The sequence below is a fragment of the Sorangium sp. So ce362 genome (assembly GCF_051519845.1).
Classification (GTDB): Bacteria; Myxococcota_A; Polyangia; order Polyangiales; family Polyangiaceae; genus Sorangium.
Window position 1 is genome coordinate 2,420,464 of the sequence record NZ_CP150332.1, and the last position, 24,256, is coordinate 2,444,719.

The 24,256-nt window shown below is 71.7% G+C and carries 17 protein-coding genes; 14 read left to right on the plus strand and 3 right to left on the minus strand.

Features of this window, described 5'->3' with window-relative positions:
* Window positions 1-84: 84 nt before the first annotated feature.
* The 14 genes from WMF17_RS09630 to WMF17_RS09695 all read left to right on the plus strand — a co-directional run bounded on the left by WMF17_RS09630 (window position 85) and on the right by WMF17_RS09695 (window position 20,560).
* On the plus strand, window positions 85-2,808 hold the full coding sequence (locus WMF17_RS09630; RefSeq protein WP_437648977.1) for a HEAT repeat domain-containing protein: 2,724 nt from the start codon (window positions 85-87) through the stop codon (window positions 2,806-2,808).
* A gap of 30 nt (window positions 2,809-2,838) precedes the next feature.
* Window positions 2,839-4,596: a hypothetical protein gene (locus WMF17_RS09635; RefSeq protein WP_437601664.1), complete on the plus strand. Its 1,758-nt coding sequence runs from the start codon at window positions 2,839-2,841 to the stop codon at window positions 4,594-4,596.
* Between the two features lie 195 nt (window positions 4,597-4,791).
* Window positions 4,792-5,118, plus strand: coding sequence for a TerB family tellurite resistance protein (locus tag WMF17_RS09640; RefSeq protein ID WP_437648978.1), 327 nt, complete (start codon window positions 4,792-4,794; stop codon window positions 5,116-5,118).
* A 64-nt stretch (window positions 5,119-5,182) separates the two neighbouring features.
* On the plus strand, window positions 5,183-5,737 hold the full coding sequence (gene purE, locus WMF17_RS09645) for a 5-(carboxyamino)imidazole ribonucleotide mutase (protein ID WP_437601666.1): 555 nt from the start codon (window positions 5,183-5,185) through the stop codon (window positions 5,735-5,737).
* A 45-nt stretch (window positions 5,738-5,782) separates the two neighbouring features.
* Window positions 5,783-6,970, plus strand: coding sequence for a 5-(carboxyamino)imidazole ribonucleotide synthase (gene purK / locus WMF17_RS09650; protein ID WP_437648980.1), 1,188 nt, complete (start codon window positions 5,783-5,785; stop codon window positions 6,968-6,970).
* Between the two features lie 192 nt (window positions 6,971-7,162).
* Window positions 7,163-7,465 (plus strand): hypothetical protein, encoded by a 303-nt coding sequence (locus WMF17_RS09655; RefSeq protein WP_437648982.1) that lies wholly within the window; start codon window positions 7,163-7,165, stop codon window positions 7,463-7,465.
* A gap of 5 nt (window positions 7,466-7,470) precedes the next feature.
* Window positions 7,471-7,608 carry a hypothetical protein gene (locus WMF17_RS09660; protein ID WP_437648984.1) on the plus strand — a complete coding sequence of 46 codons (138 nt, stop codon included), beginning with the start codon at window positions 7,471-7,473 and terminating at the stop codon, window positions 7,606-7,608.
* 165 nt (window positions 7,609-7,773) lie between these two features.
* A complete protein-coding gene (locus WMF17_RS09665; protein ID WP_437601670.1) occupies window positions 7,774-8,277 on the plus strand; it encodes a hypothetical protein in 504 nt (167 codons plus the stop codon).
* Between the two features lie 107 nt (window positions 8,278-8,384).
* Window positions 8,385-9,914: an IS1380 family transposase gene (locus WMF17_RS09670; protein ID WP_437604211.1), complete on the plus strand. Its 1,530-nt coding sequence runs from the start codon at window positions 8,385-8,387 to the stop codon at window positions 9,912-9,914.
* Window positions 9,915-10,833: 919 nt separating this feature from the next.
* Window positions 10,834-11,811 carry a hypothetical protein gene (locus WMF17_RS09675; protein ID WP_437648986.1) on the plus strand — a complete coding sequence of 326 codons (978 nt, stop codon included), beginning with the start codon at window positions 10,834-10,836 and terminating at the stop codon, window positions 11,809-11,811.
* 102 nt (window positions 11,812-11,913) lie between these two features.
* Window positions 11,914-15,270: a hypothetical protein gene (locus WMF17_RS09680; protein ID WP_437648988.1), complete on the plus strand. Its 3,357-nt coding sequence runs from the start codon at window positions 11,914-11,916 to the stop codon at window positions 15,268-15,270.
* A gap of 677 nt (window positions 15,271-15,947) precedes the next feature.
* On the plus strand, window positions 15,948-16,943 hold the full coding sequence (locus tag WMF17_RS09685; RefSeq protein ID WP_437648989.1) for a metal-dependent hydrolase: 996 nt from the start codon (window positions 15,948-15,950) through the stop codon (window positions 16,941-16,943).
* A gap of 1,217 nt (window positions 16,944-18,160) precedes the next feature.
* Window positions 18,161-19,306: a HesA/MoeB/ThiF family protein gene (locus WMF17_RS09690; protein ID WP_437648990.1), complete on the plus strand. Its 1,146-nt coding sequence runs from the start codon at window positions 18,161-18,163 to the stop codon at window positions 19,304-19,306.
* A gap of 24 nt (window positions 19,307-19,330) precedes the next feature.
* Window positions 19,331-20,560: an MFS transporter gene (locus WMF17_RS09695; protein WP_437648992.1), complete on the plus strand. Its 1,230-nt coding sequence runs from the start codon at window positions 19,331-19,333 to the stop codon at window positions 20,558-20,560.
* Between the two features lie 252 nt (window positions 20,561-20,812).
* Here WMF17_RS09695 and WMF17_RS09700 read toward each other — a convergent pair whose 3' ends face one another.
* From WMF17_RS09700 to WMF17_RS09710, 3 genes are all read right to left on the minus strand, one after another.
* Complete coding sequence (locus WMF17_RS09700) at window positions 20,813-21,247, minus strand: hypothetical protein (protein ID WP_437648993.1); 435 nt, start codon at window positions 21,245-21,247, stop codon at window positions 20,813-20,815.
* Between the two features lie 371 nt (window positions 21,248-21,618).
* On the minus strand, window positions 21,619-23,199 hold the full coding sequence (locus WMF17_RS09705; protein ID WP_437648995.1) for a glycoside hydrolase family 30 protein: 1,581 nt from the start codon (window positions 23,197-23,199) through the stop codon (window positions 21,619-21,621).
* Window positions 23,200-23,437: 238 nt separating this feature from the next.
* On the minus strand, window positions 23,438-24,037 hold the full coding sequence (locus WMF17_RS09710) for a hypothetical protein (RefSeq protein ID WP_437648997.1): 600 nt from the start codon (window positions 24,035-24,037) through the stop codon (window positions 23,438-23,440).
* Window positions 24,038-24,256: the final 219 nt, after the last annotated feature.

Below are 24,256 nucleotides of genomic sequence, written 5' to 3' on the forward strand. Positions count from 1 at the left end.
CGTCCGCCCGGCGCCTCGCCCTCGGCGCTCGAGCCGCCTGGAACGGTCATGACGCGGCCGCGCTCGCTGTACTACGCTCGGGTCGTGCGCCGTACCGTCTCGCCGCTGCGCCGGCTCCCGCAGGTCCTGCTCGTCGTCGCCGCCTCGGCCGCCGCGCTCGCGCCGCCCGGGGACGCCGCCGCGTTCCTCTGGCCCAACGTGCCGGAGCAGATCGCGCGCGCGCTCACGTCGGGCGACGTCTCGGAGCGGCGCCTCGCCGCCACCCGCGTCGGCGAGCTCGCCCCGGAGACGGCGATCGGGCTGATCCAGAAGGGCATGAGCGACCCGGACATCGAGGTGCGGCTGTACCTCGCCGGGGCGGCTGTGCGCTTCCGGATGCCGCGCGCAGGAGACCTCGTGATCGAGTGGCTCGGCGAGGGCGACGCGCGCCTGCGGCTCGCGGCCTGCGACCTCATCCGCGCGGCGCCCACCGATCGATCCGTCGTCGCCCTCGGCCGGGTGCTCGGCGATCCCGATCCGCACGTCCGCCTCGCCGCCGCGGCCGCCATGGGCGCGGCGGGGCTCCCGGACGCCGTCTCGCCGCTGCTTGGCCACCTCGACGACACCGCGCCGGAGGTGCGCGCGGAGGTCGTGCGTGCGCTCGGCCGGATCGGCGACGGGCGCGCCGTCGTGCCGCTCATCGGCAAGGTGCAGGACTCGGTCCCGGAGGTCCGTCGGGCCACGGCGCGGGCGCTCGGAGAGCTCGGCGATGCGCGGGCGGTCAGCGCGCTCATCCTCACGCTCCAGGACGCATCTCAGGACGTCCGCGTCGAGGCGGTGAGCGCCCTCGGCCGGCTGCGCTCGGACGAGGCCACGTCCGCGATCGCCGATCTCGTCGAGGCGTCGCCGGCAGGCACGGGCGCGTTCCTCGGAGCGCGCCCGGCCGACAGCGGCACCTCGAGCAACGACGTGCGTGATGCGGCGCTCCGGGCGCTCGGCCGCATCGGCTCCGACGCGGCGGTGAAGGTGCTGCTCGCGGCGCTCGCGAAGGACGACCCCGCGGCGCCGCGGTCCGCGGTCCGCGACGCCCTCGTCAGCGCCGGGAAGCCGGCTGCGGCCCCCGCGCCGGCTGCGGCGCCCGCGCCGGCTGCGGCCCCCGCGCCGGCTGCGGCGCCCGCGCCGGCTGCGGCCCCCGCGCCGGCTGCGGCCCCCGCGCCGGCTGCGGCCACCGCCCTCCCCGCGCTCGTCGCCGCGCTCGCGGCCGCGCCGTCGGCCAACACCGCCGCGGGCGCCGCCCTCGTGCTCGGTGAGCTCAAGGCCAGGGAAGGGCTGCCCGCGATCGTCCGGGGGATGCAGCGGGGCGTCGTCCCGCTCCGGCACGGGCTCCGCGCCCTCGGGGCGCTCGGCGACCCCGCGGCGCTGCCCAGCGTGCTCGAGCTGCTCGGCGACGTCGACCCCTCGGTCCGCCGCGAGGCGATCCGCGCCGCGACCGCGCTGCTCGATCCCGCGCGGCCCGACGGGCGCGCCGTCGACCCCGCGCGCGCCCTGCTTGTCGACCCGGCGACCCCGCCCGACGAGAAGCTCGCCCTCGTCCAGCTCCTCGGGCGCACCGGCTCGCCCCGCGCGCAGGAGGTGCTCCTGCCGCTCGCGAAGGCCCGCTCCGCGCCGCTCCGCCTCGCCGTGATCGAGGCGCTCGGCGCGGCGCGCGCCGCCGGGGAGCTCGGCGCCGCCGTGGACGCCGCGCTGCTCGAGGCGCTCGACGACGAGTCGGCCGACGTGCGCCTCCGGGCAGCGGTCGCGCTCTCCCGCGTCGCCGGCCCCACGAGCGCGCGCGCGCTGCTCCAGCGCCTCACCGTCGCCGCCGAGCAGGACCGGGGCGCCCTCGGCATCGCCCTCTCGGGCGCGCTGTCGCGCGCGGCGGACGACCCGAAGGACGGCAGCGGCAAGGGCCTCGCCCACGACGTCGCGGCGGCCATCGCGAGCGCCCCGGACGCCGCGCGCGACGCGCTGCTGGAAGGGCTCGGCCGCATGCCCGGGCAGGCCGCGGGCGCCGCGCTCGTGCGGATGGCCTCGGCGGCGCCCATCGACGACCGCCGCAAGATCGCCGAGGCGCTCGCCGGGCACCCGGCGGCCGCCGCCGCGCTCCGCAAGCTCGCGGGCGATCCGGATCCGGGCGTCCGCGCCAACGCCGTCTGGTCGCTCGGCGCGGTGGGGGACAGGGACGCGCTGCCGCTGCTCCAGCCGCTCCTCAAGGACCCCGACGCCGCCGTGGCGGGCAACGCGGCGGGCGCGATCGGGCGCATCGCGGGCCGCGCCGGCCAGCCCGCCCGCGCGGCCGCGGCGCTCTGCGGGGCGCTCGCCGACGCGCGCCCCTACCTGCGCGCCAACGCGCTCGCCGGCCTCACGGTCGCCCGGGCGCGCTGCGACGGCGCCGCGGCCCGGGACCTGCTCGCGCGCGACCCCGCCGAGGCGGTCCGCCTTGCCGCCGCCGACCACCTCGCGCAGGGCGGCGACGACGCCGATCGCCGCGCGCTCGCCCGCTGCGCCGGCGAGGACAGGAACGCCTCGGTCGCGGTGCGCTGCGCCCACGCCGTCCCGCCCCGCGCGCCCCCCTCGGGCGCCGAGGACGTCGCGGTCTTCGTCGTCCCGTTCGACGCGGGCCGGGGCGGCTCGGCCCGCGACGCGCCGGTCCCGCGCGCCCCCTTCGCGCTCGTGCGCGCGGACGGCCTCATGCGCCTCGGCGTCGCCGACCGGCGCGGCGAGGTCTTCGAGCGCGGCGCTCCCCGAGGGCCGCTCCGCCTCGCCGTCCCGGCGCCGCTCGTGAAGTGAGCCCGCGCCCGCCGCGCTGAGCCGCTCTCCATGCGCAGCCGACCCGACGTCGAGCTCCGGATGTCCAGGACCGTCCACCCGGGCGACGTCGTCCAGGTCGAGCTCGTGCTCCGCAGCCGCGGGAGGACGCCGGTCGACTCGATCGAGCTCCACCTGGAGGGCATGCAGGTCGCCCGCGTCGAGGAGCGCGTCCTCGTGCCGCCCCACTTCCTCTCGCTCGTCGCCCGCCTCGCGGGGGAGACGACGCTCCCGGAGGGCGAGCAACGCTACCGCGCGAGCTTCCCGCTCCCGGCCGACGCGCCCTGCTCGTACCTCGGCACGCGCGCCGAGATCCGCTACGGCATCACGCTCTCCATCGCGATCCCGTGGTGGCTCGACGTCCAGGAGTCGTACGAGGTGCTCGTCACGCCGCGCCCCGTCACGCGCCCGGCCCGGTCGCCTGTCGCTGGCACCACGGCGCGCGGCGACAGCCCCTTCATCGAGGTCTCGCTCGACGATCAGGTCTTCGCGCCGGGCGACGAGATCTCGGGGGCGGTGGCCCTCGGCAACGTGCAGGGCCGCAGCGTCCGCGGGATCGAGATCTCGCTCGTCGGTGTCGAGCGGCTCCTCAGCGTCGACCCCGCCGCGTCGAACCGCGCGACCGAGGCGCACCGCTTCACCGCCTTCCGCCGCGCGGACAGCCGCGACGAGGGGCGGGAGCTGCCCTTCCGGTTCCGGATCCCCCGCTCCGTCGCGCCGTCGTTCGACGCCGGGTGGGTCGCCCTCCTCTGGGGGCTCGAGGTGCGCGTCGAGCTCGCGCGCTCGGACGGCGTCGTCCACACGACGCCGCTCGCGCTCGGCGTCTTCGATCGGCCGCCCGGCCTCGGCGCGATGCGCCGGCAGATCGGCTCGGGGAGGTGGCGCGGGGTCTGGGGCACGGTCGGCGCGCGCCACGGCCTGTCGCTCGACCCGCTGGAGCTGCGCCTCTCGGGCGCGCTCGCCGGCTGCGCGGCGTCCGTGTGGATCGACGCGGGCTCCTCGTCGAGCGGCGCGATCGTCGGAGAGCTGCGCTGGCCGTCGTGGGGGCTCGACCTGGAGGTCGGCGTGAAGCGCTTCCTGCTCGCGCTCGCGTCCGAGGACGACGAGGGCTTCGGCCGCCGCTACCGCGTGCGCGGGCGCGACCCCGGCCAGGTCCGCGCCGTCGTCGCCGGGCCGCTGCGCCGGGCGCTGCTCGCCTTCGACGACGTCCGGCTCGACGACGAGCACGTGTCGGTCCGGTCCCGCACGCCCGGCCATGACCAGCCCTGGCTCGGCGCGTTCCTGGAGCACCTCGCCGCGCTGGCGGCCGAGATCCGCGCCGCGTCCGCGCGCATCCCGCCGCCCACGCCCATGGCGGCGATGCGCCCGGCCTGGGAGCAGTTCGCGGCCGAGGTCCACGGCCGCTTCGAGGTGGGCCGCATGCGCATCCGCGACGCGCAGCTCGACGGCGCCACGTTCCACATCGACACGTGCTTCGAGCGAGGCCCGCACCCCGAGCGCTCCGAGGTCACGCTTGTGCTCGATCCGCCCCTGGATGTGACGCTCGATCCCGATGACCCCGAGCAGCTGCGCGCGGCCTCGCCCCGGGCGCGCGAGGCGGTGAGGCGCCTGCGGGCCCGCACGCACGCGCTGCGCATCGCCCCGCACGCCATCGTGATCACGGTGCCGGCCCCGCTCGAGGACCCCGCCACCCTGCGCGACCTGCTCGACGCGCAGCTGCACCTCTCGGCGCTCCTGCGCGGCCCGCGCGTCGCCCGCCCGTACCGCTGAGCCGCGGCCAGCGGGCGCAGCGGGCGAGCCGCCGGAGCCGCCGAGCCGCCGAGCCGCCGAGCCGCGCGTCAGGGAAGACGCGGGAGCGCGGGAGCGCGAGCGCGGGAAGGCCAACGCGCCGGGGATCTCCTTACAGCGGACCGCGAGCCGATTTCCACACAGAACGCCGGCTGATCCGGGCTAAAGTCTTCGCCCATGCTCGACAAGCTCTCTCGGCAAGAACGCCTCCAGCTGATGCGGTTCATCTGTTCGTTCGCCTGGGCCGACCTCCAGGTGCGCGAGCAGGAGCGCGAGTTCGTGCGCAAGATGATCCTGCGGCTCCAGCTCGACGAGGAGGAGGCCAGGGAGGTGCGCAGCTGGCTCGATGTGCCGCCCGCGGCCGACGACGTCGATCCGATGCAGATCCCCCGCGCGCACCGGCAGCTCTTCCTGGCGGCCGCGCGCGAGATGATCTCGTCCGACGGCGAGATCGGCGAGGAGGAGCGCGAGAGCCTGAGCCTGCTGGAGCAGCTCACGCGCTGACCGGGGCGCAGCGCCTCGGTTGACGGATGGATGATGGATCGATGAGTCGGCGATTGGTGGAACGATGAGCACGATGGCGCAGCGAGGGGCCGGCGAGGGCCGGGCCCCGACCGAAATGGGAGCGAGCTCGACCGAGAGGCCCTGGGTCGGCGTGATCATGGGGGGCAAGAGCGACTACGAGCACCTCGCCGTGACGAGCGAGCTGCTCACGCAGCTCGGCATCCCGCACGAGGTGCGCGTCGTCTCGGCGCACCGCACGCCGGACCGGATGTTCGAGTACGCGAGCACGGCTGAAGGGCGCGGGATCGAGGTGATCATCGCCGCCGCGGGCGGCGCCGCCCACCTGCCTGGGATGGTCGCCGCGAAGACGGTGCTCCCGGTCATCGGCGTGCCCATCCCCGCCACGGCGCTGAACGGCATGGACGCGCTGCTCTCGATCGTCCAGATGCCGAAGGGGGTCCCCGTCGCCACGATGGCCATCGGCAAGCCCGGCGCCGCCAACGCCGCCCTGTTCGCGGCGGCGGTCCTGTCGGGCAAGCACCCCGAGCTCCGCGAGCGCCTCGCCGCGTTCCGCGGCGCCCAGGAGGCGGCGGTCCTCCGCGACGCGGTCATCGTTTAACCCTCCACCTCCACCTCGCCCCGCCTCGCCCTAGGTCCTCCGGAAATGCCCATCGCTCCCGGCTCTACGCTCGGTATTCTCGGCGGCGGTCAGCTCGGCCGCATGACGGCGCTCGCCGCCCGCACGCTCGGATACAAGGTCCACGCCCTCGACCCGGACCCGGACTGCCCGGCCCGCTCGGTGCTCGATCGCTGCATCGTCGCCTCGTTCGACGACGCGGCGCAGGCGGCCGAGCTCGCGTCGCAGTGCGACGTCGTGACGCTCGAGATCGAGAAGATCTCCACGGAGGCGCTCACGGCCGCCGCCCGGCTCGCGCCGGTGCGCCCGTCGGCCGACGTGCTGGCCATGGTGCAGGACCGCGGCGTCCAGAAGCGCTGGCTGTCGAGCAACGGCTTCCCGGTGGGCCCCTTCCGCGAGGTCGCGACGAGCGCGCAGCTCCTCGAGGCGACGCGCGCCATGGGCGGGGCGTGCTTCGTGAAGTCGTGCGTCGGCGGGTACGACGGCAAGGGGCAGCTGCGGCTCTCGGGGGGCGCATCGCCGGGCGACGGCGACGCCGGGAGCGAGGCGGCGGCGCTCTTCGGGTCGCTGGGCGGCCAGCGCTGCGTTGTCGAGCAGGCGCTCGATCTCGAGGCCGAGCTGTCGGTGCTCGTCGCGCGGAGCCCGAGCGGCAAGCTGGCGGTCTACCCGCCGGCCCTGAACCACCACCGCGACCAGATCCTCGACTGGTCGCTGCTGCCCGGCCCGCTCTCGGCCTCGGTGACCGGGCAGGCGGTGCAGATCGCGCTCGATCTCGCGGTCGGCCTGCGCGTCGAGGGCCTGCTCGTCGTCGAGCTCTTCCTGCTCCGGGACGGCCGCCTGCTCATCAACGAGCTCGCCCCGCGGCCCCACAACAGCTACCACGCGTCCGAGGTCGCCTGCGCGACGAGCCAGTTCGAGCAGGCGGTCCGCGCCGTCTGCGATCTGCCGCTCGGCTCGACCGAGGTCGTCCGCCCCGCCGCGATCGTCAACCTGCTCGGCGACGTCTGGATGGACGGCGCCTCGCCGGCCTTCGAGGCCGCGCTGGAGATCCCGGGCATCCGGCTCCACCTCTACGGCAAGCGGATCGCCCGCCCCGGCCGGAAGATGGGCCACCTCTCGGCGACGGGCCGCACGCCGGAGGAGGCGCTCGTCGCCGCGAAGCTCGCGATGGCCCGGCTCTCGGCGCACGCCGGGCTGCCGCTCACCGGCCGCTGAAGGGCCTCCCGGCAGCGCACGGCGCAGGCCCCTGACAGGCGCATTTCGAGCCCCCGCGCGGCCCGGTCACGTCGATTCCTGAGCCGCCGGCGAGCCGCGGTCCAACGACAGACCTCGGCTGACGCGATCGCGTCACTGTTCCTGAGTCGATGCAGATGTGCCCACGTGGTATACATCGTGTCTTCTGTTCCGATGCTCCTTCACGTCCAGAGCTTCGACGCCTTCGAGGACGTGGGCGCCGCCTTCTTCACCGCTGTCCCGGCGCTGATGGACTCGCACCATCGCGCCATCAGCCGGGCCGTCATCGCCGCAGGCACCTTGTTCCTTGTCTATTACACGCTCGCTTCCCGCTCCCTGGACAGGCGTGGCTACCGGGTGTCGTTCCCCGAGGTGTGGCTGCTCGCGAGCGCGGGGCTCTGCTCCATCTACGCGTGGGGGTTCAACCCCTGGGGACAGGCGTTCTTCATCATGAACCTGTTCCACGCGGTGCAGTAGGATGTATGAGGATCCAGGGTTGTCTCGGCTCCGTGCGCTTCTCGCTCGCGGTTGCCTCGAAGGCGCTCGTCTCGCCCGCCTGCAGCAAGTCGCCGCAGATCACGGCGGAGAGCCTCGAGGATAGCTGGGCGCTCGTGGAGTAGCACGATCCCGGCTCCGTATGAAGGGCCCGAACGGGGGTGTGCTCCAGCCCGTCGGGGACGACATCGTGAGGGTGGAGGTGCTCGCCGCGGCCTCCCGCGGCGCCCGGACGCGGTAAGGTAGCGGCGCCGCGCGCCCGCGCCTCACCCGACGGAAAGCCCCTCTCCATGACCGAAGCGCCCGATCTCCCCGACCTTTCCCCCGACGACTGCCACCCCCGCGCGGCCGCCGCGCTCGCCGACCCGTTCTTCTGGTCGCTCACCGACGCGACCGCCCCCTTCGGCAACGAGACGGCGCACGACACGCTCACCGCGTTTCGCGACTTCCGCGACGAGCACCCGAAGGCGAGCCCCATCGAGCTGCTCGACGCGCTCCTCGCCCGCTGGGAGGTCGACAACGCCCACTGGGACGCCGTGGACGCGGCCGAGGTCCAGGCCCTCGGCGAGGAGGACGAGTACAGCCTGCTCACGCGCGACGAGGCGCTCCTCGCCCTCGCCTTCAGCCAGATCGTCACCGAGGGCAGGCTCGAGCCCGAGGTCCGCCGCCGCGCGCTGCTGGCGCTGGCCCGGCAGGCGCTGCCCGCCCTCCTCAGCGCCTTCGAGGGCCGCGCCCTCGAGCGCGCGCTCAGGATCGACCGGATGAGGGCCGTCCTCTCGGAGCGATGGGCCTAGACCTCGATCAAGCGCGTCGAAATCGCTTCGTAGCGGGATCAAAATGAAAAGCCCGGGTGTTCGTCGAGTTGCTGAAGCTTGACACAAAACACCCGGAGGCTTTTCAGGTGAAGGATCGACGAAATTGGGCCGAAAGTGAAGCGAGAAAGATCGCGCGCCGACTGAAGCCCGTCGAGGGCGGACGCGAGCCGCGTGGAACGGGTCCCGAGTTCGCTGCACGCACGATTCGTTACGAGGCGTCCGACCGGGTTCACGCCATCCCCTGTGGCGGGCTCGGGGCCATTCATCAACTGGCCTGGAAGGTCGGGCTGGTGACCGCGCTCGACACGAGGCTGCCGATCTTGAAGCGCCGGCGCCCGTACAGCGAGGCCGACCATGTTCTCAACATTGCCTATAATTTCCTGTGCGGCGGAGCGGTGCTCGATGACATCGAGGTGCGCCGCAACGACAGGGCGTTCCTCGATGCGCTCGGTGCGCGTACGATCCCGGATCCCACCACTGCGGGCGACTTCTGCAGGCGCTTCGGGGCCGAGCAGATCCAGGGCCTGATGGACGTCGTGAACGACGTGCGCGTCGGCGTCTGGCAGAGGCAGTCGCAGGCGTTCTTCGAGCAGACGGCGCGAATCGACGCGGACGGCTCGCTCGTCGCCACCAGCGGTGAGTGCAAGCAGGGCATGGACATCGCGTACAACGGAATATGGGGCTACCACCCGCTTGTGGTCTCGCTGGCGAACACCGGGGAGCCGCTGTTCGTCGTCAACCGCAGCGGGAACCGACCTTCCGAGGAGAGAGCGCCCGAATTCTTCGCGCGCGCGATCACGCTCTGCCGTCGCGCCGGCTGGACGGACATCCTGCTGCGCGGCGACACGGCCTTCTCGCAGGCCGCGTACTTCGACCGTTGGCACGACGACGGCGTACGCTTCGTGTTCGGGTACGATGCCTACAAGCCGATGGTGGCACGCGCTGAAGGTGACGATGTGAGCGATTATCAAGAGCTCGTTCGCAAGGCCGACACCCTCTTCGAGGAGAGCAAGCGGCGCGCGAAGCAACCACGCATCAAGGAGCAGATCGTCCGTGAGCGCGAGTATCGTAATATGCGCCTCGAGCGTGAGGAGTTGGCGGAATTCGAGCATCGACCCACCAAGGCGGCGCGATCGTACCGCTTCGTCGTGCTTCGCAAGACGATCGTTGAGGAAAGGGGCCAGCGGTACCTGGGACAGACCTTCCGCTACTTTTTCTACGTGACCAACGATCGCGAGATGACGTGCGAGCAGGTCGTCCGCGAGGCCAACTGCCGCTGCAACCAGGAAAATCTGCTCGCGCAATTGAAGAGCGGCGTCCCGGCGTTGCGCGCCCCGCTGAACACGCTCGAGTCGAACTGGGCCTATATGGTGATCGCGTCGCTCGCGTGGTCGCTCAAGGCTTGGTTCTCTTTGCTCATGCCCACGGCGCCGCGATGGCACGAAGCACACCAAGCCGATCGAGAGCGCGTTCTGCGCATGGAATTCCGCTCCTTCGTGCAGCGTTTCATTCTCGTTCCGGCGCAGATCCTCCATACCGGTCGAACTCTCGTCTATCGGCTCCTTGCCTGGCGTCCCGAGCTGCCCATCTTCTTCCGCTTCCTTGATGCGCTCTGACGGCCGGGGCTGCCCGACGCACTGAGGCACGGGCAGCCCGACCGCGAACCCACAACCTCGAACCACGAAACGAGGGATCCTTGACCAGCCGCAGCGACGATCACCGAATCCCGGCTCTCCGGCAGGACGGATCCGCTCGGCGATTCGAGACGGCGGTTCGGCCCATTTCGAGGGTCGCCAAGCGCTTGTTTGAGGCCTAGAGCACCGATCAGCTTGAAATGCCCGGGAATGAAGAGATTTGAACCACAGAGGCACAGAGGACACAGAGGGACAACAAAAAACTCTGTGCCCTCTGTGCCTCTGTGGTTCATTTTCTCGGGGTTTCAACCTGTTCGGTGTCCTAGCGCCGGGCGACGAACGGGGTCTCCTCGAGCCTACCGCTTTCCCGTGCGAACGTAGGAGCCGCCGATGTCCGAGCTGGCTCGGTAGGACTCGCAGCAAGAGAGCTTGGCGCGCGCCACACAGCTGTCGCCCGCCGCCGCCCGATCGCAGGACGCAACACGCTGCGGTTTGTACATGGACGGCTTGAAGACCAAGAGCGCTTTGTGTCGCCGGTGTTCTTACACTTCATGCCGTTGAGGCTCGCGGCCGTCGGACGTACGCCGGCGTGGAATTCTCCGCCGCGGTGGTGCTGGTGCCCTGCGATACCGCGCGACGGTTGCGCTCATGGATCGTCGAGCTCATCGGTACAGGAGGTGAAGCGGGTGACGCGGGTGAAGCGAGTGAAGAGCGTGAAGCGGTCCCCCTCTTCGTTTGTGAAGGCCCGGCAGGAGCGGCGAGGCTCGTCGGCTCCGCCCTCGGCCGATCCGCTGGAGCCAGCGCTGCGCGCATGATACGATCATCGTTCCGGCGATCGGTGTCGCATGGGACCTTGAAACGAATGGGTAGGGCATGGCGCCCCAAAACGAAGGAGTGAGGAATGGAGCTCAGGGCATGGTGCGCGGCGCTCTGCGCAGGGACGATGGGTCTCGTGGGGTGCGGCGGGGGCGCGGGCACAAACCAGGACAGCGGTTCGCCGGGCGCTGGAGGCCCGGGCGCCGGAGGCCACGGGCAGGGGGGTGACGTCTTCGGGCAGGGGGGTAACATCTTCGGGCAGGGGGGTGGTTCCATCGGCAACGGGGCCAACGGAGCGAGCGGTGGGACAGGGGGCAACGGCCCGAACGGCTCGGGGTGCCAGCACGTCGATGTCGTGTTCGCGCTCGACAACTCCTCGAGCATGCGTGAGGAAAAGCAATCGATGCGCGAGGTCGTGTTCCCGGCCTTCGCGCAGGCGCTGCTCGATATCAGCGGCATCCAGGACTTCCGCGCGGCCGTGCTGGACGCCTGCCCTCGGCCCGCAAATTTCCACACGCGCGGCGTCGGGGGCGACTGTTCGTTCCAGAGCGGAAAGTCGTGGATGGAGAGCTCGAGCACCGACATCCTCGGCGAGTTCGAGTGCGCCGCAGATGTTTACTCGAACGATGTCGAGTGCAGCAGCAACAACGATGACGAGCAGCCCGCGTCCTCGGTCGCCGCCGCGCTGGAGCCGCCGTTCTCGAACGAGGAGAACGCGGGCTTCCTCCGCGAGGATGCGCTGCTCGTGGTCGTGGCGATCACCGATGAGGACGAGCAGCCCGTCCCGCGCCAGCAGCCGCAAGCGATCCACGATCGGCTCGTCGCCGTGAAGGGCGACGCAAAGAACGTCGTGTTCCTCGGCATCGGCGGGAAGACCGATTGCGAGGGGGCCTATGGGAGCGCGGACGAGGCCGAGGACATGCAGCGGCTCGTGGACACCTTCGCCGCCGACAACCGTGGCTTCTTCTGGGATCTTTGCGAGGGGCGCCTCGAGGACGGCCTCACGAACGCCCTCACGGCGATCGAGGAGGCGTGCGAGGAGTTCGTGCCCGTCGTGAATTGATGCGCGCCGGGTGCCAGGGAACGCCTTGAACGCACCTGGCCCCGGAGCGGCGGGGCGTTCGACCTTGCCCTGATCACGCCTCGCGGCGGTACGATCGCCGCCATGGACACCGCTTCCTTCCTGGCCGAGGTCGAGCCGCTTGCCCACGACGACCGCGTCCGCCGCGTCGTGGCGCTGGGCGGCGCCGTCGCGCGCGGTGATGCCGGCGCCGCGGCCCTCCTCGGCGCGCTGTCGGGCAGCGCTCAGCCCTACGAGCGCCTCCTCGCGCTCATGGCCGTGTATGGCTCGGGGGACGGCGCGCGCGTCGTCGCGGCCGTGTCGGACCCGTCCCGCCTCGTCCGGCGGCGCGCGGGCTGCATGGTGGCCCGCTTCTGCGACGACGCGCAGGCGCTCGCGGCGCTCGGCGCCCTCGTCGAGCGGCGCGCCCTCCGGCGCACGGTGGCCCAGCTCGCCCGCCGCAAGCGCCAGGGGGTCGTGGACGCCTTCCTCGGCGCGCGCATCCAGCAGGGGCGCGATCCGGCGATCGTGGATCTGCTCCCGTTCGGCTCCGAGCCGCTCGTCGCGGCGCACCGGCACGCCCTCGACGAGGCGGGCGGTCCGCACTGCCTCGCGCGGCTGGCCGGCAGGCACCCCGCGGCCGCGGCGCGCTGGTTCGGGGAGGCGGTCGCGCGCTCCGGATCGCTCGATGTCCGGCTGCGCTACCGCCTCGCGCCGCTGCTCGTCCCGCTCGCCCGGCGCGCGCCCGACGCGGCGCTCCCGCTGATCCGGGCCCTCTTCGACCTCGGCGAGGAGCCCTCGTTCCTCGCCGGCCCCCTCGGCGTGCTGGCCCGCGCGCGCCCGGCCGCCACGTTCGACCTCCTGAAGGCGCGCCACGAGAGCGGCCGCCCCGCGCGGCCGCCCGGCGCCTTCGCGGTCGTGAGCTTCGACAAGGGGGCGCCGGCCCTCGGCGCCGAGCGCCTCGACTACCTCATCCGCAACGCCTGGGGCGCCCTGAGCGACGGGAAGCGGGGCCCGCGGTGGTTCCTGCGGCTGCGTCCCGACGACAAGAGGGCGGTCCTCCGGGCCTTCCTCCTCGGCGGGCGAGGGGGCTTCGGCGCCTTCCTGTTCCGCTACGTGACGGCCGAGTCCGCCGAGGAGCAGGCGCTCCGGGAGCGGGCCTTCGAGCGCTGGTCGCGCGCCGCGCAGGCCGCCGACGGCTCGATCGCGCCCGAGGTGCTCGACGCCCTGCCCGGCGACCTGCGCGAGCGCGAGGCGCGGCGGCACCTCGTCGACTGCCCCGCGCTCGTCGCCAGGCCGGACCGGCGGATGAGCTACGCGCGCCTCCTGCCGTTCGCCGAGGCCAGGACGGTGCTCGCGCCGCTCCTCGGGCACCCCGAGGGCGACGAGCGCGCGAAGGCGCAGGCGCTGCTCCTCGCGAGCGTCCTGCACGATCGGGGCGCGCTCGCGGACGCCCTCGCGAACGTGCGCGCCCGCAAGTTCGAGCAGGATCCGGTGCGGCGCGCGATGATCGGCGCCCTCGCCGCGCTCCCGCTCGCCCGCTTCGGGCCGGAGCACCTCGAGGCGGTGGGCGCCGTGGCGCAGGACGCGCTCGACGCCGCGGATCTGTCCCAGGCCACGGCCTCGGCCGTGGAGCGGCTCGTGGTGCGGCTGTTCCGCGTCGACGGCGCGTGGGGCGCCCGCTGGCTCGGGCGGATCCTCGCCGTGCGCGGCTCGGTCTCGACGGCGGGGCTCGGGGAGGGGCTGACGAGGGCCGAGGCCGAGCGGCTCACCCCCGCGCTCGCGCAGCTCGCGGGCGCGTGGTGCACCCGCGAGCGGGCGGGGGCGGTGCTCTCGCTCGCGCACAGCCTCGGCATCCGCCTCGGGGTGGTCGTGCCGCTGCTCGAGGCGCTCGAGCGGCTGTCGCGCGAGCTCCCGTTCGTCGGCGTCGCGGCCGGCGCGCTGGCGCTCCTCCGCGCCCATGATCGGCCGCGGTTCGCGCGGCTCGTGCCCGCGCTCCTGCGCGACGACGCGAGCTTCGTCCTGATCGGCGACGTCGCCCGGCACGTGAGCCGGAAGCGCCAGGATCTCCTCGACCCGCTGCTGGACGGCCGGCCCATGACGGGCAGGTTCGCGACGGGCCGGACGCGTTGGGTGCTCGACTTCGGCGCGGGCCACGGCCGCTGGACGGCGCGGCAGCAGGAGCGGTACGCGGCCGGCCTGCGCGCGCTGCTCGCGGACGAGGGGTGCGATGTCCCCACGCTGCGGTTCGCCGTCTCCGCGCTGGTCCGGCTCGCGTACGTCGACGCCTCGGCGATCACCCCGTTCGCCGCGGATCCGAGGCCGCCGCTGCGCGAGATGGCCATCCGGGGCCTGCCGTGGCTCGACGCCGGCCAGGGCGTGCCCGTCCTGATCGAGTGCCTTGGCGACGAGCGCGCGCGGTGGGCCATCTACGCGCTCCGGAAGGCGTTCGCCGAGATGCCCCGGGACCGGGTGCTCGCCGAGCTCCGGGCGGTGCCGACCGCGAAGGTGACCGTGGCCAAGGAGGTCGTGCGCCTGCTCGGCGAGATGGGCGGCGACGACGCCTACCGGGACCTGCTCCGGCTGGACGGCCCGAAGACCCACCGCGACGTGCGGATCGCGCTGCTCCGGGCGCTCTGGGACCACCTCGACAAGCCCGGGACCTGGGACGTCTTCGGCCGTGCCGTCGGGGATCCCGACTGGATCGTGGCCTCGAAGCTCGCGGACCTCCCGCTCGGCAGGCTCTCGACCGAGGCCGAGCCGCGCGTCGTGGGCCTGCTCGCCGCGATCCTCGGGCGGGCGGAGCCGGAGGCGCGGCTCGACCTGCTCCGGCGCGCCGCGCAGCTGCCGCTCCGGGACGAGCAGCGCGCGCTCTTCCTCCGGCTGCTCGCGCACCTGGACGCGCCGGCGCCCGAGGAGGCGGCCGAGGCGCTGGCGGCCGTGCTCGCCCGGATGCAGCCGGCCGAGGTCGCGGCCGTCGTGGCGCGGCTCCGGGAGCTCGCGCCGAGGCGCCGCCACCTCGTGGCGTTCCTACCGGTGCTCTCGGCGCGGCTCGGCGCGTATGCCGCGCGGCACCACCTGGCGGTCGGCGAGGGGCTCCTCGCCGTGCTGCAGGCGGACGCCCTGGCCGTGCCCCAGTACCTCGGGCTCGCGGCGCGCCTGCTGCAGTGGCGGGAGCTCGGGCAGGCGCTCTCCGAGCTCGGCCGGCGGGATCTGCTGCACCACGACGCGATGGTCGCGGCGATGGCGGCGGTGCAGGGCTGCGTGCACCCGTCGCTCCTCGAGGAAGCGCTGCGGGGGAGCGACGATCCGCGGCTGCGCCGGCTCGCGCTGGAGGCGCTCGTGCAGGCGGCGTCGCCGAAGAACGGGTGGACGGAGGAGCGGCGCGCGCTGCTCGAGCACTACCGGGGCGACCGGTCCCCCGCCGTGGCGGGGCCGGCGGGGTTCGTCGCGCCGCCGTGAGGGCGGGGCGCGGGCTGTCTTGGGTTGAGGGATTTCCTGCGCGATTCGCGGCGCTGTTCGCGCGCAGCGAGCCGCGCGAGCGGGCGATCGAGTACGTGCGCTCGCGGATGGGGACGGCGGCGCGGCGGAACGGTTGGCAGCGACCCATCTTTTCTTGGAGGCGTGTCCACCGGGAGATGGGTGCGACCCATCTTTTCTTGGAGGCGTGTCCACCGGGAGATGGGTGCGACCCATCTTTTCTTGGAGGCACGTCCACCGGGAGACGGGTGCGACCCATCTTTTCTTGGAGGCACGTCCACCGGGAGACGGGTGCGACCCATCTTTTCTTGGAGGCGTGTCCACCGGGAGATGGGTGCGACCCATCTTTTCTTGGAGGCGTGTCCACCGGGAGATGGGTGCGACCCATCTTTTCTTGGAGGCGTGTCCACCGGGAGACGGGTGCGACCCATCTTTTCTTGGAGGCGTGTCCACCGGGAGATGGGTGCGACCCATCTTTTCTTGGAGGCGTGTCCACCGGGAGACGGGTGCGACCCATCTTTTGGTGGACGCGCCAGCCCACCCGGACGGGTTCACGGCGTGCCGCCCGCCAGGGCGAGGGCGCCGGCCCTTGGAAAGGATGTTCGTCGCGCGGCACGGCCTTGCCCTTGCCCGGCTCCAGGAGATAGCTAGCGACGGGCATGGACTCGCTCACGCACGGGCTCTTCGGGCTGGCGGTCGGCGCGATGCGTCGCCCGGACGTCATGCCCGGCCAGGGGCGCGCGTCGCCGACCGACCGGGCCGTGCTGCTCGCGTGCGTGATCGCCGCCGAGCTGCCGGATCTCGATTACCTCTGGCCGGCGGGGGACGCGGTGCTGCGCACGCTGCGCGCGCACCGGGGGCCGTCGCACGCGCTCCTCTTCGCGCCGGTGGTGGCGGCGGTGGCGGCCGGGCTCGCCTGGCTCGTCCTCGGGCGGCGGGCGCGGCTCGGCCCGGTCTACGCCTTCAGCATGCTCTCGGTCGCCCTCGCGCACCTCTTGCCGGATCTCTGGACCGGGTGGGGGACGCGCCTGCTCCTCCCGCTCTCCGACGCGCGCCTGACGCTCGACTGGACCGGCGTGCTCGACCCGCTCGTCACGCTGCCGCTCGCTCTCGGCGCGCTCGTCGCGTGGCGCCGGCCGGCGCGCTGGCGGCGCGCAATCCTCGCCGGCGCCGCCGTCGCCGCCGTGTACGTCGGCGGCCGGATCGCGGCGCAGCAGGTCCTCGTCGCCCGCGTCGCCGCCGCCCACCCCGAGGCGCAGCGCGTCGCCGTCTTCCCCGCGATGCTCGGCGTGACGACATGGCGCTTCATCGCGACGCATGAGGACGCTTACGTCGCCGGCTCGGTCGCCCTGTTCGGCGGCGCGCCGGTCGAGGAGCGCCGGCTCTCGCGCGCGCCCAGCGGCCCTGTCCCCACCCAGGTCATGGCCGTCCCCACCGTGCGCGAGGCGCTCGCCTGGGCTCGCTTCCCCGTGGTCCGCCACGCCCCCGCCGAGGGAGGCGGGACCACCGTGCGCGTCGCCGACCTCCGCTATCACCTCCGCGGCAACCCGACGCTCGAGTTCATCATCGACATCGCCCCCGGCGGCGCCGTGACGCGCGCCCGCCTCGAGCGCGGCGGCTCCGCCCGCGAGCTCCTCGAGCGCTGGCGGGAGTAGTAGCTCGTCACCTGGGGATGGGTCGGCCCATGCGCGCCGGCGCCCAGCCACGTGGGATCGGTGTAGCGACGGGACAGTAGAGGATCGGTCTCCAGGAAGGCGCCCGAGCCGGACGCGGGCGTGCGGCGCGCGCGCGCGAGGAGGGTCCAAGCCCTCGACGACGGCGAGGAGCCAGGCACGATCGTCCTCCTCGGCGAAGGTGTCGAGTCCGGCGAGCATCCCGTCGAACGGCTGGTCGCCGCGCTGGCTGGCGAGCTCGAGGATCGCGCGACGGAGGCGCGGCCGACAGGAGATCAGCATGCACCCCCCGTGGCCGGGAGACGCGAGATCGCTCCGAGGCGCGCCGGGCGGCCCGTGGTCTCCACGTGCGCGGTCATCGGTCGTCTCGCCGGTCACGTGCCACGATGGCTGAACTCCAGGCGTTCTGCGAGATGGCGCAAGCAAGCGAGCAAGTTCCGGTATGGCATACAGGATCAGGCAGTCCGGGCGGTGAACGCTTACGACTCGCCCTGTGACCGGATCGACCGCCTGCATCGCGGGCCCGTGAGGCCGCTTCCTGATACTCCAGCTAGCCTCTTCCATCCTTCCATGTGAACCGACCCCTCTGTAGCACCGGACCAAATCCATGCACGCATCCTTGCTCGATCGCGCAACGGGCCGTGCTCGTCTCCGCCTCTGAAGCGGCCCTCGCAGCGCGTCGTGGCGTGAAGAACCGTCGAAAAGAGGGGCTGCGAGCCCGCGCTCCGCGCCTCGGGAACGCTGGCACGGGCGATGCTGAGACGGTTTCGTGACGGGAAGCCGGTCCCGGAGCGGAGGCCAATCGAGAATGCTTGCTCGACCGGCGCCGTGGCCGGGCTCATCTCCCCCGTTGCACCAAAGGAAGGAAACACACAATGAACGCCATGACCATCAAGAAGACGAAGCTCAGCAACGCAGGTCTCTCCGTCCCCGGGCGGAGCCTCTCGATCACGAAGATGAAGCTCAGCAACGCAGGCCTCTCGGTGCCTGGCTGAGCCTCGCGCGTCCGGCGAGCCTCCCGTGACGGGGAGGCTCGCCGCGGTGCCCATCCGCCACGAGCGCACGCTCGCGGGCTCTTGGGCTGCACGCTGGCCGATCCCTGCCGGCCGGCATGTGTTCTACCGGCGCATGCCCGCGCTCTCGGGCTGAGTTCATCGTTCATCCAGAAAAAATCGTCTCCGATCCACAGCGTGAATGACATGGAAACATCAGCTTTGCCAAGAAAGAAGTCCACGCTCGTCGTCCACGAGATCGAGGGCACGCTCTACTTCTGCAGCTCGGGGTACGCGACATCGATCCAGGACCCTTCCGGGGAGATCGCCCACCTGTTCGCCGTCATGGATGGCAGGCGGACGCTCGACGAGATCCACGCGCTCCTGAGCGCGCGGTATCCGCACGTGACGCGAGCGAACCTGGCCGAAATCATCGAGACGCTCGATCGAAGCGGGCTCTTGGAGAATGCCTCCTTCGGCCCGGAGGGGCTGCTCGACGCATACGAGCTCGCCCGCTGGGATAGAAACCTCAAGTTCTTCAATGCATACTCCGGACTCAGCACGAGCCGGTACGAGCTCCAGCACAGGCTGAAGACGGCGAAGATCGCCTTGCTGGGGCTCGGCGGGCTTGGTTCGCACATCCTCTACGATCTCGCGGCCATGGGCGCGCAGGACGTCTCGGCGGTCGACTTCGATCGCATCGACATCTCGAACCTCAATCGACAGATCCTCTACGGCGAACCAGACATCGGGCGCAGCAAGGTCGAGGTCGCGCGCGAGCGGATCAGCGCCTTCAGCTCGCGCCTCCGCTTCGAGGCCCGCGAGGTGCGCCTGAGCTCCACCGAGGACGTGCTCGAGATCATCCGCGGCCGGGATTACGTCATATGCGTCGCGGACCGGCCCACGACGGAGATCATGACCTGGGTCAACGAGGCATGCGTGCGCGAGCGCGCCACGCTGATCACCGGCGGCCTCGATACCCAGCGAGCGATCTATTACTCCGTGATCCCCGGCGTCACCGGCTGCATCCGCTGCTGGTCCATGGAGGTACAGAGGCGAGACCCCGTCTCGCATCGACTCCTCGAAGAGCAGCGCCGGATACGCGGCACGCGCGACGACGCGACCTTCGTCACGCTCATCTCGGTCCTCGCCGGCCACATGCTCACCGAGCTCGTCCGGTTGATCACGGGCATCGCGCCGCCGGTCGGCGCCGGGAGGCTCATGGAGATGCACTTCGACACGATGAACGTGCAGGTGGGCGAGCAATGGTCGCGCGCCGACAGTTGCCCTGTCTGCGGCGGCGTCTGCCCCGGCGCGGAGCTCGCCTCGGAGCCATACACCTCCGCGGCGTGACCGCCTGAACGAAGGGAACGGGCCGTGACACGGAATTACTACCTGCTTCTGTCGGCATATGCCCTCTCCGCGGTCGGGAACTGGATCTACAAGCTCGCGCTTCCACTCCTCATCTACGAGCGTACACACTCCGCCCTGGGCATGGCACTTGCGTTCGGGGTCACCTACCTCCCGTTCCTGCTCTTCTCCCCGTTCGGCGGAGTCCTGGCCGACCGTCACGATCGCCGGCGCCTGCTCTGGGCCGGAGACACCGTGTCCGGCGTCGTCGCCGCGTCGCTGGCCTTCGCGGTCCTGGTCAAGCCGGACGGGCTCTGGCTCCTCTATCCGCTGGTCTTCCTGCTCGCGTCGGTGGAGCCCTTCTATCACGCGGCGTTCCAGAGCATCCTCCCGTCTCTGGTCGCGCCGGATCGGCTCGCCAGGGCCAACGCCGGGCTCCAGGGCGCCGACAACCTCACGGCCTTCGTGGGACCGCTCCTCGGCGGCGGCGTGATCGCCGCCGTCGGCACGCTGCCCGCGCTGTACGTCAACGCCGGGTCCTTCCTGCTCTCCGCGGTGCTCATCGGCCTGATCCGCGGCACGGAGCGCTCACGTGCCGGAGAGGCGCGACCGCGTCGCGACGTGCTGGAGGAGCTGAAGGAAGGACTATCGCACGTGCTCAGGAGCCCGATCTTGCGCTACGGCTCGCTCCTCTTCGTCGGCGCCAACTTCGCCCTTTCGCTCTTCACGGCCAACTTCATGTACTACCTGGCCAGCACCCTCGGCCTCGGCGCGGCGCAGATCGGGCTCGTCACGTCGGCGTCGGGCGCAGGCGCCATCGCCGGGGCCGTGGCGGCTCCCAGGCTGGGAAGAGGCCTCTCCCCTGGCGTCATCTTGGTCGCCGGCACGATCCTGGAGGGGCTCTCCATCACCATGCTCTTGCCGGTCCGCGGCCCGATCGCCGCGGCGCTGGTCCTCGGAGCCATGATGTTCTTCGAGACGCTCCTCGTGGTCACCTGGTTCACGCTGCGCCAGCGTACCGTGCCGGAGCACCTCCTCGGCCGGGTCGTGGCGACGACGCGGCTCATCGCCTTCTGTCCCATCCCCATAGCCTCGGTGGTGGCCGGGCTCATCCTCCGCGTGAGCGGGAGCACGGCCCCTGTCATCGCCGCCTCTGGACTGCTCACCATGCTGGTCGGAGTCGCCGCCTGGCGATCTCCCATCTGCGCGTCTACACGCGTCAGCGCGCCCTTCGTGCCTACAGATACGAAGCATTGATAGAGAGTAATCTGAACGAACCATGAACAGAGATCCGAACGACTGCCTGCCACTTGACGTCTCCGCGGAGGAGTGCGTCGCCCGGCTGGAAGATTATGCCTCATCCTCGCTCTTACAGGGAGTCGAGCGCCCAGCGGCGCACATCGTGATCCTCGACGTCACGGGCCTGGGCCGCCGGCGGGAGAGGAGCGCCGGCGGCTATCGTCCGGGGTGGGCGGCCCCAGGAGCGCCGCCCGCGACCCGCCGCGCCGATCAGCCGATGCCGCCGCCGCTGGCCGTCCCGTCGGATCGATAGCACGCGAAGTTGTAGCCGAGCTGCCCCGGCGTGCCCGACTCCGAATAGGCCGCCGTCAGGTAGTACGCCATCGCGTAGCCCCACCGACCGAGCGAATACGAGTAGCCGTACGACCAGCTACCGCTCGTCGACTGCACGTAGAACTTCGAGATGCCGTTGAACGGGCCCGTGTACATCGTGCCGAGCGTCGCTCCGCCGGGTGAGCTGCGGAGCGTGAGCGACTCGGCGCAGGCGGCGTTCACCGCGCCGTTCGTCACCCCCTGCTCGGCGACACCGATCTGCTCGTCGACCTCCGCGTCGTCCCCCTGCTCCGATGAGGAGTCCATGTCGGCGACACACCCCGCGAGCCCGCACACCGAACCCAGGATCATGAGCACACTGAACAATTTCATGATTGCGATACCCTTTGATACCCACCGCGCGACGACTCGCACGCGGCTTCCCGAAGCAAGCGCGCCGGAGGCGCATGTCCTATCGGCTCCCCGGGCCCTCTCCTGTGCTTCGCTGGCTCGGGGGCGACGGATCTCCCAAACGTAGACTAATAGAGCGTGAGGGCTCGTGGGGGATCTATTTGATTCATCCGTTGCATGCGCGCGTTCGCGCGTGTGCGCTACGACGGAACGCTCTCCCTCACATCGGACGACATCGACATCAGCACGCGCACGTAGGCCACCAGCGCGCCGTCAGAGGCTCCAGGTCTCGATGAGCGAGGGCGAGCCATCGCGCGACGCGTCGCTGCTTTGCCCTGAAGCGGCTCAGCGTGTTAAGGCATCGGGATAACGAAGGTGGTGATGGAAAAGGCCGGGACCGTGATCGCCAGGCGATAGTCCTCGATCGCCATGTCGGGGAGCCGCTCGAGGTCCTCCGTGCGCGAGGTGCGGTGCGCCTCCGCCGCGAGACCGACCGTGGGGAGCCGGGTGAGATCGAGCGTATAGCCGCGGCTTGCGCTGCGATCGCCGTTGCGGACCACGAGCGTGAGAGAGCTGCCGTCGGCGCTGACCGCGGCCACCATGTCCTCGCTGTCGACGTCGACGAAGATCGCGCCGGGCCGGATGTAACGACTGAAGCCGGCATGCATGTAGAAGCGCTTGATGGGGGCGTAGGACTGCTCGCTGTCGTTCAGCGTGAAGCTCGCCCAGCTGCGCGCCGGATCGCCCGACTGCCAGTCCACCCAGGCCTCCGGCCTCAGCTCACGCAGATCCCGGATGATGCGCTCCGCCATGAACAGCGCCGTGTCCGTGTCGTCGCTCAGGCTCTGCCCGAGCGGCCCCGATTCAGATTGCCACAGCCGCTTGCCGAGCTCGGTCGCCAGCTGCCGGAGCTCCTTGCGCCGGCTGCCGGCGTAGGAGTGGACGTTGATCTGCTGGAGAGCGGCGAGCGTCCCCGCGCCGAACGCGCGGAGGTTCTGGACGGCATCATCCATGCTGTTTTCGTCCGATGCGCTGACCACCGTCTCGCCGAGGCCCTTGCTGGCGAGCTGTTTGGCGACCTCCTGGATGATCTTCTCCTGGCTCGCCCGGTCGAAGTGGCAACCTTCCTGGGAGCCGTCTGATTTCCACCAGTTGGCGTGAGGCTCGTTCAGCGGCTCCAGCGAGCGAAAGGTGATCGCGTGCTCGTCCCTGTAGTGACGCACGACCTCCGTGAGGTAGTGGGCGAAGTCGTCGTAGTGGTCGGCTTTGAGGTTGTCTCCGCCGGTGCGACTGCCCGAGGCGCAGCCGCTGCTCGTCATCCAGTACGGGGGAGAATTGGAGAACGCCTCGAAGATCAGATCCTCTCCGCGCTCTGCGATGCGCAAGAGGATGGCGCGCTGGTTGGCATCGTTCTCCCACGTGAAGGTCCCGTCGGCGTCCTGGAACCCCGGCATCTCGCGATGCCGCTCCATGTGCTCGTGGGACGGATTCTCCCCTCCACCGATGTTGTAGCGGAAGATGTTGTAGCCGAGGCCACGCACCGGATCGACGACCGCTTCGACCACGGCATTGCGCTTGGCCTCCGCCCATCCGCCGACGTGATGGGCCCACCAGCACAAGCTCGTGCCCCAGCCCTCGAAGGATTGGTGGAGCACGTCCGTGTCGATCCTGACGAGCTCCGTGCCCGGAGCGGCGGTCACCGTGGGGCGTGGCTCGCTCGGCGAGCCCCCGCCCTCGCCCCCGCTCCCGCCCAGCGCGCCGCCGCTCGACGTCGACGATCCGCCACCCGAGCCCGCGGTCGCGCCGCCTCCGCTTCCCCCCTGGCCGCCGCTCCCCGCTGCCGTGGCGTCCACGGGAGGGCTCGGATCGCGCGGGGAGCACGACACGGCCACGGTGAGTGCGGCGAGCGACGCGACGAGAGCTTGAATCTTCAACCAGGTGCGTGCGGCTTCGGGGGGTGCTGTCTTGCGCATGACGACGTGATGCCACTTCAGGGAGGCGCGTGCGGGATCGCCGTGGCCTCAGGACTTTCTCATTAGCGGAGTCTCGTCGAACGGTCAGCGGCTTCTGCACCCGAAACGTGCCTCCGACAGAGAGGGCATGGCGCTCGGGGCGCAAGATTGCAACGGACCTTCACCGTTCGCCCCGACCGGTCGAAATGGCCCGGAGAGGCTAGGGTACCGAGGCGTCGGGGTTCACCACCACCTGGTACTGGCGTCCCGTGGACAGCACGCTCGGATCCATGCCCTCCTTGAGCGGTACGCGCGTCCGCGTGAGCTGGTGGCCGGGCAAGCAACAAGCGAGGGTGAAGGCCGCGTCCCAGCGCAGCCGATCGAGCACCCTGTCCATGTGCACGTGGGCGTGGACGAACGTGACGAACACCGGCATCGGGGGCAGGGCATTGAGCTGATCCGCGACGTCGTCGATGCTGGCCTTGAGCCACGCCAGGCGCCGGACCCCAAAGCGATCGCGCCACGCCTCCACCAGGCCCACGTTGAGCAGCGGATCGACGCTGATGTTGTCCGCCTCGCTCTTCAGCGAAAAGAGGGCTCCGGTCCTCGCGTGGGCCCCGTCCCCGACGTGAATGACGCGACATGGGCGGCCCTTCGGCAGGAGGGGCCGAAGGTGGCAGAGGGCAGAGTAGCTCTCGGTCATTTCCTTGGCGGGCTTTGTCGCCTTTGCGAACAAGGGCCACAGCGCTTCGAACGAGCTCCTTCGCATCAGCCGGTCCAGGTAGTCGCCGTTCGGGGGCTGCGCGTCGGTGCTGGCCATAGAGGCTGTCTATAGCAGAGCTGCCGCGATCCGCGCGGACCTCCCGTCGGAGGACCGGAGCCGCCGCGGGCCTTCCCGGTGACGAGCTGCAAGGGCGCCGCCTCGGGGCCGTGTCTCCCGGGGCAGGCACCGTCGCCCCATCCGAGCCGAGGAGCTGGCTCTGCAACGGCCCGGCCGTCAGCGGCCAGGCTGTTCAAGTTGCAAGATCCCAGGTCAGGG

Excerpts from the sequence above, each read along its gene's own strand:
- WMF17_RS09635 (WP_437601664.1), top strand. The coding sequence starts at position 2,839 with ATGCGCAGCCGACCCGACGTCGAGCTCCGGATGTCCAGGACCGTCCAC.
- WMF17_RS09640 (WP_437648978.1), top strand. The coding sequence starts at position 4,792 with ATGCTCGACAAGCTCTCTCGGCAAGAACGCCTCCAGCTGATGCGGTTC.
- purE (WP_437601666.1), top strand. The coding sequence starts at position 5,183 with ATGAGCACGATGGCGCAGCGAGGGGCCGGCGAGGGCCGGGCCCCGACC.
- purK (WP_437648980.1), top strand. The coding sequence starts at position 5,783 with ATGCCCATCGCTCCCGGCTCTACGCTCGGTATTCTCGGCGGCGGTCAG.
- WMF17_RS09655 (WP_437648982.1), top strand. The coding sequence starts at position 7,163 with ATGCTCCTTCACGTCCAGAGCTTCGACGCCTTCGAGGACGTGGGCGCC.
- WMF17_RS09660 (WP_437648984.1), top strand. The coding sequence starts at position 7,471 with ATGAGGATCCAGGGTTGTCTCGGCTCCGTGCGCTTCTCGCTCGCGGTT.
- WMF17_RS09665 (WP_437601670.1), top strand. The coding sequence starts at position 7,774 with ATGACCGAAGCGCCCGATCTCCCCGACCTTTCCCCCGACGACTGCCAC.
- WMF17_RS09675 (WP_437648986.1), top strand. The coding sequence starts at position 10,834 with ATGGAGCTCAGGGCATGGTGCGCGGCGCTCTGCGCAGGGACGATGGGT.
- WMF17_RS09680 (WP_437648988.1), top strand. The coding sequence starts at position 11,914 with ATGGACACCGCTTCCTTCCTGGCCGAGGTCGAGCCGCTTGCCCACGAC.
- WMF17_RS09685 (WP_437648989.1), top strand. The coding sequence starts at position 15,948 with ATGGACTCGCTCACGCACGGGCTCTTCGGGCTGGCGGTCGGCGCGATG.
- WMF17_RS09690 (WP_437648990.1), top strand. The coding sequence starts at position 18,161 with ATGGAAACATCAGCTTTGCCAAGAAAGAAGTCCACGCTCGTCGTCCAC.
- WMF17_RS09700 (WP_437648993.1), bottom strand. The coding sequence starts at position 21,247 with ATGAAATTGTTCAGTGTGCTCATGATCCTGGGTTCGGTGTGCGGGCTC.
- WMF17_RS09710 (WP_437648997.1), bottom strand. The coding sequence starts at position 24,037 with ATGGCCAGCACCGACGCGCAGCCCCCGAACGGCGACTACCTGGACCGG.